At 64.0% G+C, this 13,841-nt stretch carries 15 protein-coding genes; 8 read left to right on the top strand and 7 right to left on the bottom strand.

The window, feature by feature from the left end:
* Nucleotides 1–50: 50 nt before the first annotated feature.
* The 3 genes from Q0082_RS07425 to Q0082_RS07415 all read left to right on the top strand — a co-directional run bounded on the left by Q0082_RS07425 (nt 51) and on the right by Q0082_RS07415 (nt 1,964).
* A complete protein-coding gene (locus Q0082_RS07425; RefSeq protein WP_298191264.1) occupies nt 51–878 on the top strand; it encodes a response regulator in 828 nt (275 codons plus the stop codon).
* A gap of 144 nt (nt 879–1,022) precedes the next feature.
* A complete protein-coding gene (locus tag Q0082_RS07420) occupies nt 1,023–1,229 on the top strand; it encodes a NepR family anti-sigma factor (protein WP_298191263.1) in 207 nt (68 codons plus the stop codon).
* A 153-nt stretch (nt 1,230–1,382) separates the two neighbouring features.
* On the top strand, nt 1,383–1,964 hold the full coding sequence (locus Q0082_RS07415; RefSeq protein WP_298191262.1) for a DUF4142 domain-containing protein: 582 nt from the start codon (nt 1,383–1,385) through the stop codon (nt 1,962–1,964).
* A 213-nt stretch (nt 1,965–2,177) separates the two neighbouring features.
* Here Q0082_RS07415 and Q0082_RS07410 read toward each other — a convergent pair whose 3' ends face one another.
* Nucleotides 2,178–2,441, bottom strand: coding sequence for a hypothetical protein (locus tag Q0082_RS07410; protein WP_298191261.1), 264 nt, complete (start codon nt 2,439–2,441; stop codon nt 2,178–2,180).
* Nucleotides 2,442–2,857: 416 nt separating this feature from the next.
* Between Q0082_RS07410 and Q0082_RS07405 the strand changes: the two genes are divergently transcribed.
* From Q0082_RS07405 to Q0082_RS07395, 3 genes are all read left to right on the top strand, one after another.
* Complete coding sequence (locus Q0082_RS07405) at nt 2,858–3,265, top strand: glycine zipper 2TM domain-containing protein (protein WP_298191260.1); 408 nt, start codon at nt 2,858–2,860, stop codon at nt 3,263–3,265.
* Nucleotides 3,266–3,346: 81 nt separating this feature from the next.
* Nucleotides 3,347–3,511 carry a DUF3309 family protein gene (locus Q0082_RS07400; protein WP_298191259.1) on the top strand — a complete coding sequence of 55 codons (165 nt, stop codon included), beginning with the start codon at nt 3,347–3,349 and terminating at the stop codon, nt 3,509–3,511.
* Between the two features lie 61 nt (nt 3,512–3,572).
* Complete coding sequence (locus Q0082_RS07395; protein ID WP_298191258.1) at nt 3,573–4,319, top strand: SH3 domain-containing protein; 747 nt, start codon at nt 3,573–3,575, stop codon at nt 4,317–4,319.
* Between the two features lie 416 nt (nt 4,320–4,735).
* On the opposite strand, the gene Q0082_RS07390 is transcribed toward Q0082_RS07395, so the two are convergent.
* From Q0082_RS07390 to Q0082_RS07375, 4 genes are all read right to left on the bottom strand, one after another.
* On the bottom strand, nt 4,736–5,218 hold the full coding sequence (locus Q0082_RS07390; RefSeq protein ID WP_298191257.1) for a nuclear transport factor 2 family protein: 483 nt from the start codon (nt 5,216–5,218) through the stop codon (nt 4,736–4,738).
* Between the two features lie 65 nt (nt 5,219–5,283).
* On the bottom strand, nt 5,284–6,300 hold the full coding sequence (locus Q0082_RS07385; RefSeq protein ID WP_298191256.1) for an SDR family NAD(P)-dependent oxidoreductase: 1,017 nt from the start codon (nt 6,298–6,300) through the stop codon (nt 5,284–5,286).
* Nucleotides 6,301–6,592: 292 nt separating this feature from the next.
* On the bottom strand, nt 6,593–7,723 hold the full coding sequence (locus tag Q0082_RS07380) for a glycoside hydrolase family 88 protein (protein ID WP_298191255.1): 1,131 nt from the start codon (nt 7,721–7,723) through the stop codon (nt 6,593–6,595).
* A gap of 168 nt (nt 7,724–7,891) precedes the next feature.
* Nucleotides 7,892–8,407 carry a cytochrome c family protein gene (locus Q0082_RS07375; protein ID WP_298191254.1) on the bottom strand — a complete coding sequence of 172 codons (516 nt, stop codon included), beginning with the start codon at nt 8,405–8,407 and terminating at the stop codon, nt 7,892–7,894.
* A gap of 265 nt (nt 8,408–8,672) precedes the next feature.
* Here Q0082_RS07375 and Q0082_RS07370 point away from each other — a divergent pair, with 265 nt between their 5' ends.
* A complete protein-coding gene (locus tag Q0082_RS07370; protein WP_298191253.1) occupies nt 8,673–10,226 on the top strand; it encodes a GtrA family protein in 1,554 nt (517 codons plus the stop codon).
* Between the two features lie 38 nt (nt 10,227–10,264).
* The gene (locus Q0082_RS07365; protein ID WP_298191252.1) at nt 10,265–11,560 is read left to right on the top strand and encodes a PLP-dependent transferase; all 1,296 of its coding nucleotides are present in this window, start codon (nt 10,265–10,267) and stop codon (nt 11,558–11,560) included.
* A gap of 140 nt (nt 11,561–11,700) precedes the next feature.
* On the opposite strand, the gene ggt is transcribed toward Q0082_RS07365, so the two are convergent.
* On the bottom strand, nt 11,701–13,413 hold the full coding sequence (gene ggt, locus Q0082_RS07360) for a gamma-glutamyltransferase (protein ID WP_298191251.1): 1,713 nt from the start codon (nt 13,411–13,413) through the stop codon (nt 11,701–11,703).
* A complete protein-coding gene (locus tag Q0082_RS07355; protein ID WP_298191250.1) occupies nt 13,413–13,838 on the bottom strand; it encodes a DUF4442 domain-containing protein in 426 nt (141 codons plus the stop codon). The genes ggt and Q0082_RS07355 overlap by 1 nt, the downstream gene beginning before the upstream one ends.
* Nucleotides 13,839–13,841 lie beyond the last annotated feature (3 nt).

Raw genomic sequence — 13,841 nt, 5'->3', positions numbered from 1 at the left:
TCACGCCTGAATGCGGTTCGACATCCAGGCATTGCCACACGGGACTTCGCATGAGTACGCAATCCTATCCTTCCAAGCGTGCAGGCGGAGAACCGGCGCCCCGCGATCAAGCGGATACCGACCTCGCGCGGGCGCTGCCCTATCTCAGGCGCTACGCCCGCTCCCTCACCGGTCGGCAATCGGCAGGGGATGCGGTGGTGCGCGAACTTCTCGAATCCTCGCTTCACGATCCGGCGGTCCACGCCGAGATCTGCGATGGCACGATCGCGCTGTTTCGGGCTTTCACCAGGCTGTGGACGTCGCTCGACGTACCGCGTTCGCAAGGTGCGGTTGCCGATCACAGCTCACAGATCGCCCGCGTGCCCAGCTTGCCGAGGCAGGCGCTGCTGCTCAATCAGCTTGAAGGGTTTTCCGTGGCGCAGACCGGGGCCATCCTTGGCCTGCCCGAAAGCGAGACGGACAAACTCGTCCAGCAGGCGGTCACGGAACTCGGGCTGGAAGAACCGGTGCGCGTCCTTGTGATCGAGGACGAGGGACTGATCGCCAGCCATCTCGAAAGCATCGTCGCCGAGGCCGGCCACCGCGTAGTTGCCAATGCGACCAAAGCCGCGCAGGCCAGAATCCTGTTCGAGCGGGAGAAGCCCAATCTGGTGCTCAGTGATGTGCAACTGGCTGATGGCAGTTCCGGCATCGATGCGGTCGATGCAATTGCCCGGCTGAGCGACGTGCCCGTCATCTTCATCACGGCCTTTCCCGAGATGCTGCTGACAGGCGAGCGACCGGAGCCGGCATTTCTGATCGGCAAGCCGTTTCGCGACGAGAGCGTTCGCACCGCCATAAGCCAGGCGCTGTTTTTCGGCTCGCATGGCCGGCAGTAAGGCGTGCCGAACGACCGGGGGCGGTCGCTCGGATCAAGCCAGGATGAAATTGTACCCCAGGGAACAAGTATGCTTTTGGAATCGATCGGCAGACGCAGAACGAGCACGCTGACGAGGGGCGTAGAGTTCGGTAGGATACAACTTGTGGTAAAAGATCCATCGTTTCACGCGATCCCTGAACGAGTTCGGACGGCAGCATCCCGTGCTGCGCCCGGTGCGAACGCTGGACCACAGCCCGATCCGGCGTGGAGCAAGGATATCCGCGACTACTACAATGCCGTGATGCAGGAGCCGGTCCCGCAGGAATTGCTCGACCTGCTGGCCAGGATCGCGACGGACAAAGCCGAGTAGGAGGCGGGGCCAGAGGCCTCGCGACGTTCAAACCCATGTCCATTTCGGCGCAAGGGACCCACATGCCCCTCCGCGCATTAAGCCGAGCAGAGGCCCGTCCGGTTCGATGGGTCCGGCTGGCAGCACCTCGCTGCTTTTCAAAGGAGATGGTTCATGGGCAAAGCATTCTGGATTGTGGCTCCGGCCCTCGCCCTCGCCTTTGCCGGGTGTGACAATAAGCCTGCCGCTGAAACGCCCTCGGGCGACAGCATCACGCTCGAGGCGGCCGACGCCAGCCTGCCGGCCGACGTGACGCAACAAATCGATGCGCGCAGCTATCTCGATCAGGCCGCCGCCGGTGACGGTTTCGAGATCCGGTCGTCCGAGGCTATCCTCAAGACCACGTCGCGCGATGACATCCGCAGCTTCGCCAGGATGATGATTGCCGCGCACGCGAAATCGACCAAAGAACTGACGGACGCGGCTGGCAAACTCAAGCTCGCGGCGGGCTCGCCCACACTCACCGCAATGCAGATGCAGAAGCTCGGTGAGCTTGCTGCAGAAACCGGTGCCGAGGCGGACAATCTCTACCTCGATATGCAGCGTGACGGGCACAAGGAAGCGCTCGATCTGCACCGTCGCTATGCCGCCGATGGCGACATGCCGAACCTGAAGACCGTGGCGGCGTCGATTGCCCCGGTGGTGCAGCAGCACCTCGATGCGCTCGCAAAGCTGCCGAAAACGGCTCCTCAATAAGCCGTCTGCGTGATGATGGCGGCCATGGCATCCCCTTTGCGGGTGTCGTGGCCGGTCTTCCTCCAGCCTGCCCCTTCGCATCATTCCGCGGAGGGGATTCGGCGTCTAATCCATGCCGTCATATCGCTGCCATGTGAAGCCTACGCGAAACAGGCCGGCTCCTGCGGGAGCTGGCCTGTTTCCACAATCGGCAGCGCCTGTGCAGAGCTGCTGTCAGTATTTCGCGCCCGGGTCGCTCGCCGGAAAGCTCTCATCGGAAGCCTGGTCGACTGCATCCCACTCCTGCTGCGCTGTGGCGGTTGCATCCGGGCCGGCATTGCGCACTTGGGTCGTATTCTCCGGCACCGCTTCCTTGTCCGCAAACGCGGCAGGCGAGGTCGCCAGTGCCGGTTGGGCCAAGCCCGGTTCATATTGCCGGAACACGCGATAGAGTCCGTAGAGGCCGGCAAATGTGATCAGTCCTGAAATCCAGCGCATGAGCGTTTTTCCTTTATGGCGAGGCACTTGATGCCTGAGCTCGCCTGCTGACCAAACGCACCGCGGACCGATGATGTTCCCCCCGTCTCGGCTCATCGGCGGCGCATCGCCGTTTGGGCCCAGCAAGGTGGATAGCGAGGTAGAGGGATCTGCCACGGCGGCGGTTGCCCGCAGTAGCGCGCAAGGGCCAAGTGGCCCCTCGGCAGCGCCGCATCTGCCAGCGAAACCGACGCGGACACTCTGTCTGGCGCGCGAGGACGGGCGCTGTGGGGTGCAGCGGCTGACTGGGTACTTTCCGATCCTGTTATGCGCTCCCACCAAGCCTAGGTTCGACTGGTCCGAAGCGGCACCCAGCCCAGGCATCCCGCCCGGCTTGGCGCGTCCCGCACCGGTTCATCATGCTAGGATAACACACCATGCGCCTGATCCTCCTTGGTCTTGCCGCCACCGGCCTTCTTGCCGGCTGCACCGAATATGGCGGCAGAGAACCCATGCAATCGCAGTGGAGCAGCTACGACTACGATCGACCGGATCCCAGCTACGGCGGCTATCAGGCTGACCGCTACTATCGCGAGGATCGGGGCCGCTACCACGAGCGCCAGATGGGTAACAACGACCGCATCTATCGCGGACAGGACGGCCGCTACTATTGCCGCCGTTCGGATGGCACGACTGGCCTCGTGGTTGGCGCAGTCGCCGGCGGCGCTCTGGGCAACGTGATTGCCCCTGGCAACTCCGAACTGCTCGGCACCGTGCTCGGCGCAGTCCTCGGCGGTGTAGCCGGTCGCGAGATCGACCGCAGGCGCGATGTGCGCTGCCGCTAAGGCACAAGCAACCACCTTGCATTCCCTAACCCGGCTGGTCCCCGAAGCAGTGGACCGGTCGGGCCAAACCGGAGGTCTTTCATGTCATTGGGCCTGATACTCGTCATCGTGCTCGTCATCTTCCTCCTTGGCGGCTTCAGCGGCCGGTTGGGCGGATACGGATACGGCTTCGGCAATGGCGGCGTCGGTGTGATCGGGATCGTCCTGATCGTGGTGGTGATCCTGCTGCTGACCGGCCGAATCTAGCATTGTCGGGCCGGCAACGTCTGTGCCGCGCCAACCTAACCTTACCGGAAGGAGCCACTTCATGCGCTCGATCCTCACCCTTGCGGCGCTTGTCGCCGCCGCCATGCCGCTTGGCTCCGCTTCGGCGCAGACCATGCGGGGTTATGTCTCGGGCCCGACGCGGATCTATTCGGGGCCACTGCGCGATTATCCGAGCGTGCGCACGCTTCGCCGCGGCACTCGGGTGAGCGTGCTGGGCTGTTTGCGGGATTGGACCTGGTGCGACGTCATCTACCATGGCACCCGCGGCTGGATCGCAGGCAATGCCCTGCGCGTGCGCCACGATGGCCGCCGCCGTGGCATCGGCGCCGATATGGGCGTCGGCGTGACCACCTTCACGTTCGGTTCCTACTGGGACAACCACTATCGCGGCCGGTCGTTCTATGGCCAGCGCCAACGGTGGCAGTCGCAATCCGACAACGCCTACCGCGCCGAATGGGGCGAACGCGAACAACGCCGCAATGAAGGCGCCGATCATGATCGCCACCCGAACCGCGGACGGCTGCAGGGTGAAGATCCGCACGGCCAGGATCACCGCAGCGGCCGCGAAAGGCGTAAGGATCAGCAGCACCGCCCGATGCTCAGCCCGCAGTCCATGGCGGCCCCCTATCGGTTACCCGATCTTGCTACGATGCCAAGGCTGCCCGATCGCCCGCGGAGCTGGTCCGGGTCCGGCAGCAACAGTGACATCGACATCGTTGTTCCCGGCGTCACCACCACGATCCGGAACCCCAGCGAGGCCGAAAACACCGGATATCCGCATCACTGACTGCGTCTCGGCTTGGTAATGCCTCCCCCCCCGTAAGATCGGGCCGAGACACACGGGAGCGTGCCGGGACCTATGCCCCGGCAAGGTTCTGGCACGCTCTTGCCCATTGCCCGAGGGCGAATGCCGACACGGTGCGTAATCGCCGCCGTGCTCACGGCTTGATCCCCTCTCCCGTCGCGAGCTGTAGCGGATCGCCACGCCCAGCGCGGCCAGCGTCTCTGCCCAGGCGGCATCCGCGAGCGCCGTAACCACCGTCGAGGTATGCACTCGCGCGGCGCAGCCACGCGGTTTGAGATGTGCTGAAACGAAAAGCCCGGCTCCCTGCGATGGCAGGGGGCCGGGCTTCGTGTTGGGTGACGAGGCTTGATCGTACGACCCAGGGAGTCGGTGGGGTACTTTACAGTGAGTGGTTGGGTCTAGCCAAAGGCCATCGGCAAGCGGTGCTCAATGCGCATGGCAGAGATAGCCCAGCCATCTGCAGTCCGTCGCATACTCGGACGGTACTGCCCAGCCTCGATCGGTATGATGCGGCCCTGCGCACCGAAAGTGCTGGGAGGCCAACCATCTTTCGGAACGTCGGCAGCATGGATGCTGAACACCATGAACTGCACATCAATCTCGGCAGTGTCGCCATCGATGGTGATGATCGGAGCGCTGATCACGTTCTGGCTCCACGCGCGCCCTTCATGCGGTGCCATCATCTGGCGGACCGCCTCACTGATGGCAGCGCGCCCTTCGAGTCTGCCAAGCAAATGCTCCGCTCCTCCGACCGCATCGATGATCTCGATCGTCGCGTCGGACGTGAACAGCGCCGCCATCGCATCGGGATCCCGCCGGTCGTGCGCCCGGGTGTAGCTGCCAAGCACGTTCAGCAGGGCAGTCTCATCGTTCTGGGACATGATATCCTCCTTTGAGGCGCGCGCGGCCCGACGTGTCAGCTTGCCGAGCAGCCCTTGATGCCGGATCAGGCGTCCGGCAGGTTGCGCAGCGCCGATTCATCCGAGCGCAGGTTGAAGACTTCCGAGACCCATTCCTCGCTCTTGGCCCACAGGGCCTTCGCCGTTTCCGGATCGAGCGCGTAGGGCCGGACGCCCGGGCTGCCGAAGCCGATGCTCGCAGAGGTGACCACCGGAGAGACCTGACAGTCTTCGCAGCAGCGCCCGCCGACGGCATCCGCGTCTGCAACGAGGCCCGCCCACAGCGTGGTCGCCGCGCCTTGCTGCGGCGTCTTCCGGATCATTTGCGGCTTCCCTTCCTTCGCCAGATCCGCGTTGATCTGCTGGAACAGCTCCTCCAGCTTCTCGTCACCCATGTGGCGTGAAAGCTCCGTCTTGATGCCGCCGGGATGCACGGCAGTCGCGCGCAAACCGAGCGCGCGATAGCGCCGGTCAAACTCGACAGCGAAGAGGATGTTGGCGGTCTTCGAACGTCCGTAACCGATGAACGGCTCGTAGACCGTGGTTTCAAAACTCGGGTCCGTCAGGTCGACATCCGAAAACCGGTGCCCGGAGGACGCGAGCATGACAAGCCGCGAGCCGGGACGCATGAGCCCCGCGATACGGTTCACGAAGACGAAGTGCCCGATATGGTTCGTGCCGAACTGGGTTTCGAAGCCGTCGGCGGTGCGGCCGAACGGCGGCGCCATGACGCCGGCATTGGCAATCACAAGATCGAGCACCGGCTGCGCGGCGTTCAACCGATCCGACGCCCGCCGGACACTGGCGAGGTCGGCAAGGTCCATTTCAACAAGCTCAATGGCCTCGCCATCCACGCCCACTGCGGCGAGAGCCTTTGCGGCCTTGGCAAGGTCCCTCGCCGTGCCGATCACTTGTGCGCCATGGCTGACCAGAGCGCGGGCAGTTTCAACGCCGAGGCCAGCCGATACGCCGGTCACGAGCACATGCTTTCCGGTGAGGTCGATGCCTGCGAGCACATCGTCGGTGGTGGACGTGGATCCGAAAGTCTTGGTCTGGGTTGTCATTGTGCATCTCCTGCTGGTGATCAGGAGATGGCTGCACTCACCTTCGACTGGTAGTCGCGAAATCTGCACGAGAACCATTCAGTTTTGAATGGAGTTCTGTGCACCCTCAAGTGCTGACCAATGTCTGGTCACAATGCGGATTGGCGCAGCTCAGCCGCACGGCTTGAGGTGAGATGAACCTGGAAGGCGCGGCGTTCTGCACTGACCGAGGTGAGGCTCTCTGCTTGGCGGGCACACAGATTCATGTGTGCCCAGTCTGGACAGCACCATATCGCGCGCTCTTCGCAAGAGTTCAGCGCCAATCCAGATCGGACACCGCACAGGCCGCCATGATGAACGCTGCGGAGCCGTAAAATTGCGTGTCAGTTGCAAGCACATTGTCCGGACGGTCGCCTACTTGCTGTACCCATCCGACCTTGCCTTCGCGCGACATCGCTACATTCAGCGCCAGCCACCCTGACCGGATGACGGGCTCGTAGTCAGGGCGCGCAAGGATCCCCGCTTTGACGCCATATGCCATGCCGTAAACCACAAAGCCCGTGCCGCTCGATTCAGGCGGAGAAACGGAGGCATCGGCCAGGAGCGAAGGTGACCAGAACCCATCCGGGCGCTGAAGCTGCTTGAGGCGGGCTGCCATGCTGCGCAGGAGATTTTCATAATAAAGTCGGCGGGGATCCTTCGCGGGAAGGGCCTCAAGTATCCGTGCAATGCCCGCAAGCACCCAGCCATTGCCACGCGCCCACAAGATCTTTCTTCCGGCAGAGTCACGTAGCGTGAGGAATCTGCTGTCACGAAAGTACAGGCTCTCCGCAGGATCCAGCAAAAAGGCAGTCGTGGCCTTGAACTCGTGATCGGCAAAGCTGGCATAGCGCGCATCGCCGGTGGCGCGGGTCAGCTCAAAATAAGTTGGCGGGGCCATGAACAACGCGTCCGCCCAAGACCAACGGTCGTCCGGATCTGGATCAGCAGGGTTGTCGCTGAGCGCAAGCCCCGCCGGGGACGGGTGGCGAACCACAAAATCGAGACCGGCGACAACTCCGGCCAGTGCTTGACGACCGCCGCCGTTGCGAGCAGCCCAGATGAAAGGAGAGCCCACCAGATGGTCGTCCGCATGGAAAGGGCGATCGCCGAGCCGCCAACCGGTGGCGCGGCCGAGCTCCAGAACGGCGTCGCGATAGCGCGGCTTGCTGCTTCGATCGGCGAGCTGAGTCAGCGCAACGTAGAACGTGGCCTGCTGCCACCCGCGAACATCACGCGTATCCCGGGCTACCTTCCGGATCCCGGACAGGTCAGTCAGATGGGACAACTGCCAGTCGGCCGCCTTCTCAGCCTGAGCAAGAACGACCGCGCGCTGCAAGGCCGGTTCGGCGTGGGACGAACTCGCCACCATCGCAAGTGCTGCAATCCAGCTGAAAGACCGCATTCTGCCCCCACTGCCAACCGGAAACATGTCGTGGGAGATCTAACATGCATGGCTAAGCAGCGAAGACTGCTAATTGCAGTCCCAATCGGCAAGCTCTCCACCTCGAACAAGAAAACGCCGCTCCCTTTCGGGAGCGGCGCTCTCTTTATGCGCTGATCGCAGCGAGGCTTACTTGGTCGCGCTGGTCAGGTAGGCGATCACGTCGGCGCGGTCCTGGCCCTTGGCGAGGCCGGCGAAGGCCATCTTGGTGCCGGGGACGACGCGGGCCGGCTTTTCGAGGTACTGGTACAGCTTCTCGGGCGTCCAGGTGATGCCGCTTTCCTTGTTCGCAGCCGAATAGGAGAAGCCGGCGATCTGGCCAGCCTTGCGGCCGATGATGCCATGGAGCGAGGGCCCGATGCGGTTCACGCCCGGATCGATCACGTGGCAGGTCTTGCACTGGGTGAAGACCTTCTCACCAGCAGCGGCATCGCCCTTCATGTCGGCAAACTTGGTGCCGTCGAGGGTGTCGGTTGAATCAGCGGCAACCTTGGTTGCAGCAGCGGGTGCGGCAGCGTCAGCAGCCGGCGCGGCCGCGGCGGGGGCTTCGGCAGCAGGCGCTGCCGCTTCTTCCTTCTTGCCACCGCAAGCCGCCAGGGCGGCAGACAGCGCGATCAGACCGAGGTATCCTCTCAAATTGCTCATGGCCACTCCTTTACGAAACTGGGGCAGTTGCAAAACCGCCGAACGATTATGACGAAAACTGCGGACCGGCAACCGACAAACGCGGCGTCACCGGCCTTGGAACGCTTCCTTACACACATTTAATCTTCACGCCGAACGACTTGCCGACAATTGTCCTCAAGGGCATGTCGCGAAAGGCTGGCTGATCTGCCATCGCGCCGCACTTTTGCGCGGGTTTGCGTACGCCTTTGACAGCAGCGCCGATGCGCCCGTAAAGGCGGACGGGATGAGGGTTTGGCCGTTCTCGGTATTGCTGGATGCGCGCCCGCCGTCGGCGCGCGACGCGCCGTTGGCCGAGCTTGCCCTGATTTTCCTGCTGAGTGCGCTGGCTGCGCTCCCCGCCATTCTCGCGCCAGTGCTGCCGCTCACCGATCTGGGTGGTCATGTCGCACGCTACACCGTCCAGCTCGATGCCGGGCGCTCGGAAGTCCTGCGAAACTGGTACAGCTTCGAGTGGGGGCTGCTGCCCAATCTCGGTGTCGATCTGTGCGTCCAGCTACTTGCCCCGCTCATGGGTCTGGAGCCGGCCGTGCACCTGATCGTGGGATCGATCCCGCCGCTTACGGTTTCGGGAATGCTGCTGCTCTCGCGCGCAGCACATGGCCGTATCGGGGTGAATGCGCTCTATGCGCTGCCGCTCGCGATCTCGCTGCCCTATCTCTATGGGTTTGCCAATTTCACGCTGTCGCTGGCGCTGGCCTTCCACGCGATGGCGCTGTGGATCGCGCTCGAACAAAGGCCACTGCTGCGCACGGCCCTGTTCGTGCCGATCGGGTTCGCCCTTTGGGTGTGCCATCTGGTCGGCTGGGCAGTCTTCAGCCTGGTCGCCGGAACCACGGCGCTGGCTGCAAACTGGCGCGCGGGCAAGGGCTTCTTCGGCACGGTGATCACGACCGGATGGATGACGGCGCCGCTGCTACTGGGCCCGATCATCGGCGCGCTACAACCCAGGGAGGGCGGCGATGCCGTTGCGCTGCTCGCCAACAACGACGCACCGCGCAAGATCGTCTGGTTGATCATGGCGATGGCCGACCGCTGGCTGGTGTGGGACGCAGTGGGCGCAGGTGTAATTGCATTCGTACTCTACATCAGCCTGAGGACGCGCGGTTTCATGGTCCATGCAGGGGTGATGCTGGCGGCATTGGCGTTGCTGCTGCTCTATTTGCTGATGCCCGATACGATCATGGGTTCGCGCTTTGCCGACATGCGGCTGGGACCGGTGATTCTGGCGCTGTTCGTGCTCGCCTCGGCGCCGGGGCCGCTGGTCGATCCGCGCCTCACGCGCTGGCTGCTGATCGGCGGGCTCGTGTTCGGCGGCGCGCGGCTGGCGACCAATGCCGCGAGCATGGCGCTGGCCGGGCAGCAGTTTGCCGAGACGCTGACCGCGATCGAGGCGGCGCCGCGCGGGGTCAATCTGGTCTCGCTCTATGTCGATGAATGCGCGGGCTGGAACACCGATCGGCGGCGGCACATCATGGGCTATGGCCTCGCACGGCGGCACTTGTTCGACAACGGCCAGTGGCAGCTGCAGAGCGGACAGCTGATTGCGATCCACAACCCGCGCCTTGCCCCGTTCGACCGCGATCCCTCGACGATCACGTTCATGGAGCCCTGCGGCGAATCGCCCGCACTCCCCGATGTCGTCGCCGCCGTCCCGCGCGCGGCGCGCTTCCTGTGGGTGATCCGCATCGATCCGGCGACGCAGTTCCCCGGGTGGGAGCCGCTGCGCAAGACTGCGGACAGCGTGCTCTACCGTCGCTTGCAGACTCAACTGAATTAATAGACAATAATCACGAACTTGCAGAGCAGGATGCCCCGATGACCGACCTCACCAACGCGAAACCCGAAACCCTTGCCCTCCACGCCGGCTGGCGCGCCGATCCGTCGACCGGTTCGGTCGCAGTGCCGATCCACCAGACGACCTCGTACCAGTTCCATTCAACCGAGCACGCGGCGAACCTCTTCGCGCTCAAGGAACTGGGCAACATCTACACGCGCCTGATGAACCCGACGACCGATGTGCTCGAACAGCGCATGGCCGCGATCGAAGGCGGCGTGGCGGCGCTGGCAGTGTCATCCGGCCAGTCGGCGACGACGCTCGCGATCCTCAACCTTGCCAAGGCGGGCGACAACATCGTCGCCTCGACTAACCTCTATGGCGGCACGTGGAACCTGCTGGCGAACACGCTGCGCGATCTCGGCATCGAGACGCGCTTCGTCGATCCGGCGGACGTCGAAGGCTTCCGCCGCGCCACCGACGACAAGACGCGCGCCTATTATGCGGAATCGCTGCCCAATCCGAAGCTCGAGGTGTTCCCGATTGCCGAAGTCGCCGCGATCGGGCGCGAATACGGCATCCCGCTGATCATGGACAACACGGCAGCGCCGCTGCTGATCAAGCCGTTCGAACACGGCGCGGCGGTGGTGGTCTATTCGGCGACCAAGTACATCGGCGGACACGGCACCTCGATCGGCGGCCTGATCATCGATGGCGGCAACTTCGACTGGGAAGCCTTCCCAGAGCGCCAGCCGCATCTCAACACGCCGGACGCCAGCTATCACGGCGCGGTCTGGGCGCGTGACATCAAGCCGCTGGGGCCGATTGCCTACATCATCCGCGCGCGGGTGGTCCTGCTGCGCGATCTGGGCAACGCTCTCTCGCCGATGAGCGCGTTCCAGCTGATCCAGGGGCTGGAGACGATGCCACTGCGCATCGAGCGCCACTGCGAGAACGCGGTGAAGGTGGCGGCGTTCCTCGCGGCGCATCCCAAGGTTTCCTCGGTGATCCACCCGTCGGTCGCGACGGGCCGGGCGGCGGACCTTGCTGCCAAGTACCTCACGCGTGGCCAGGGCGGCCTCGTCGGGTTCGAGCTCAAGGATGGCGCCGAGGCCGGCAAGCGCTTCATCGATGCGCTGCAGCTTTTCTACCATGTGGCGAACATCGGCGATGCGCGCAGCCTCGCGATCCATCCCGCCTCGACAACGCACTCGCAGCTTTCAGTCGAAGAGCAGGCAGCGAGCGGCGTGACGCCGGGCTATGTGCGGCTTTCGATCGGGATCGAGCATATCGACGATATCCTCGCCGATCTGGGCGCGGCGCTCGACGCGGCGTAAGGTTTCCCAACAACCCCAGTTCGTGATTGCGAGCGAAGCGAAGCAATCCAGAGCGTCACGCACGAGGGCTCTGGATTGCTTCGTCGCTTTGCTCCTCGCAATGACGAAACGGGGTTAGCTGGAGAGGCGTCGGCAGCGCCTCAGTACCCGACCGCCATGCCGTCCTTGCGGTGGTCCGATCCCCCGCGATAGGCGCTGGTCTTCGGGTCGATCATGATGCCCTGATACCCGCCCATTTCCGAGCCGTCGGTGCGCATAGCCGTGTGGCCGCGCGCGGAAAGGTCTGCGCCGACGAGATCATAGAGCCCGCTTTCGAGGCGCAGCACATTGTCCTGCTGGCTGTGGTTGAAGCGGGCGGCGTCGCTCGCGCTCTGGACGTTGGCACCGAAGGCGAGGAGGTTCGCAAGGACCTGAGCCTGACCCTGCGCCTGCTGCCCGCCCTGCATGACGCCGAAGGAGTAGAAGGGCTTGCCGTCCTTCGTCACGAAGCCGGGGATGATCGTGTAGAACGGACGCTTGCCCGGAGCCAAGGCGTTGGGACTTGCGGGATCGAGCGAGAAGGCATTGCCGCGATTGCTCAGCGTGAAGCCGTAGCCGGGCACGGTGATACCCGAGCCGAAGAAATCGTAGACCGAGTAGATCAGCGAGACCATGTTCCCCTCGCTGTCCGCCGTTGTGATATACGCCGTGCCGCCAAGCGCAGGGGCATCGGGGCCGATGGCGGCCGCCTTCTTCATGTCGATCCTGCCGCACTGCTCGGCGGCATATTCCTTGGAGATCAGGCGGGCAACCGGGATCGCCGCGTAATCGGGATCGCCGTTGAAGCGCTTGAGATCGGCATAAGCGAGCTTCTTGGCTTCGATCATCAAGTGCCAGTAATCGGCGGAGCGCGGGCCCAGCTTTGCGGGATCGAGCCCGAGCTTTGCCGGGCAGACTTCAAGCATGTTCATGATCTGGAGCACGGCAAAGCCCTGCGTGCTCGGCGGCATTTCGTGGATCGTATAGCCCTTGAAAGTCGTGCTGATCGGCTCGACCCAGCGGGCGTGGATCGTATCGAAGTCCTTCAGCGCAAAGCCGCCGCCAAGGCTTTGGGATTTCGCAACAATCGCCTCGGCAATCGGGCCCTTGTAGAAGGCATCGCGCCCGCCGCTGGCAATGAGGCGGAAGGCCTTGGCAAGATCAGGATTGCGGAAGATATCCCCCCAGCCGAGCGTTCTGCCGCCGGGCATGTAGGTCTTGGCTGAGTCCGGGTCCTTGGCGAGCAGCTTTGCGCTCACCTGCCATTCGCCGCCGATGCGTTCGGTGAGCGGGAAGCCTTGCTCGGCGATGCGTATGGCGGGCTGGAGCGCTTGCGCCAGCCCGAGTTTGCCATAGCGGCCGAGCAGCACCGACCAGCCATCGACAGCGCCGGGAACGAGCGCGGCGTGGATACCTTCCTCGGGCATCTGCGCACCGAACATCTTGCGATAGCGCTCGAGGCTGGCACCGCTGGGCGCACGGCCGGCGGCATCGAGCGCAACGAGGCGCTTTTCCTTCGCAACCCACGCGATCACGAACATGTCCCCGCCGATGCCGGTCGCCTCGGGCTCGACCACGTTGATCGCGGCCGCGGTGGCGATCGCGGCATCGAAGGCATTGCCGCCTGCATGCAACACTTCGAGTCCGGCTTCGGCAGCAAGCGGCTGACTGGTCGCGACCATGCCGTTCATCGCCATGACTTCGGAACGGCTCTGCGCGGTCCAGCCCCCTGCCCTGTCCCCGCGCACTGCAACGAAGGGTGCAGGATCAGCGCTGAGCGCCGGCGCGGCGAGAGCAGCAAGCGCGGCGACGGCGAGCAGGCGAAGGCGGCGCATCAGGCTTTCTTCCAGTCGTGCGAGAGGAGCTTCACGGAGACCTTGCCGGTGGCAACGACGACGCCATTTGCATCAAGCATCGGGAACTCGGCGAGGTAGCCCGCGCTGCCCTTGCGTTCGAGATCGGCAAGCAGGCCGCCGAGAGCGGTTTCATCGAGGCTGAATTCGGCGAACACGTCCGTCGCGGCCATCTTGTGAAATGCGACCGCGATATCCTTGATGATGGGATAGAAGCGCGCGGTATCGAGGATCGAGATGCCGGGGATCGCGGCGGTCGCCTCCGCCAGCACGGTGAAGGCGCCCATATACATCACGCCGACGTGGTTCTCGTTCCCAGCCAGCGGCATGCGGTAGCGAGCCTTGCCGCGTCCGCTTTCGAGCAGTTCAAGGCCGGTGCGTTCGACGAATTCGACGCGGTAGGTCATGTA

Source organism: Novosphingobium sp., assembly GCF_027489515.1.
Taxonomy (GTDB): Bacteria; Pseudomonadota; Alphaproteobacteria; order Sphingomonadales; family Sphingomonadaceae; genus Novosphingobium.
Note: the sequence above shows the minus strand (reverse complement) of the source record. Positions and strands in the feature narration are given on the sequence as shown.

Coding starts and splice junctions, on each gene's coding strand:
- Q0082_RS07425 (WP_298191264.1), top strand. CDS start 51: ATGAGTACGCAATCCTATCCTTCCAAGCGTGCAGGCGGAGAACCGGCG.
- Q0082_RS07415 (WP_298191262.1), top strand. CDS start 1,383: ATGGGCAAAGCATTCTGGATTGTGGCTCCGGCCCTCGCCCTCGCCTTT.
- Q0082_RS07410 (WP_298191261.1), bottom strand. CDS start 2,441: ATGCGCTGGATTTCAGGACTGATCACATTTGCCGGCCTCTACGGACTC.
- Q0082_RS07405 (WP_298191260.1), top strand. CDS start 2,858: ATGCGCCTGATCCTCCTTGGTCTTGCCGCCACCGGCCTTCTTGCCGGC.
- Q0082_RS07400 (WP_298191259.1), top strand. CDS start 3,347: ATGTCATTGGGCCTGATACTCGTCATCGTGCTCGTCATCTTCCTCCTT.
- Q0082_RS07395 (WP_298191258.1), top strand. CDS start 3,573: ATGCGCTCGATCCTCACCCTTGCGGCGCTTGTCGCCGCCGCCATGCCG.
- Q0082_RS07390 (WP_298191257.1), bottom strand. CDS start 5,218: ATGTCCCAGAACGATGAGACTGCCCTGCTGAACGTGCTTGGCAGCTAC.
- Q0082_RS07385 (WP_298191256.1), bottom strand. CDS start 6,300: ATGACAACCCAGACCAAGACTTTCGGATCCACGTCCACCACCGACGAT.
- Q0082_RS07380 (WP_298191255.1), bottom strand. CDS start 7,723: ATGCGGTCTTTCAGCTGGATTGCAGCACTTGCGATGGTGGCGAGTTCG.
- Q0082_RS07375 (WP_298191254.1), bottom strand. CDS start 8,407: ATGAGCAATTTGAGAGGATACCTCGGTCTGATCGCGCTGTCTGCCGCC.
- Q0082_RS07370 (WP_298191253.1), top strand. CDS start 8,673: ATGAGGGTTTGGCCGTTCTCGGTATTGCTGGATGCGCGCCCGCCGTCG.
- Q0082_RS07365 (WP_298191252.1), top strand. CDS start 10,265: ATGACCGACCTCACCAACGCGAAACCCGAAACCCTTGCCCTCCACGCC.
- ggt (WP_298191251.1), bottom strand. CDS start 13,413: ATGCGCCGCCTTCGCCTGCTCGCCGTCGCCGCGCTTGCTGCTCTCGCC.
- Q0082_RS07355 (WP_298191250.1), bottom strand. CDS start 13,838: ATGACCTACCGCGTCGAATTCGTCGAACGCACCGGCCTTGAACTGCTC.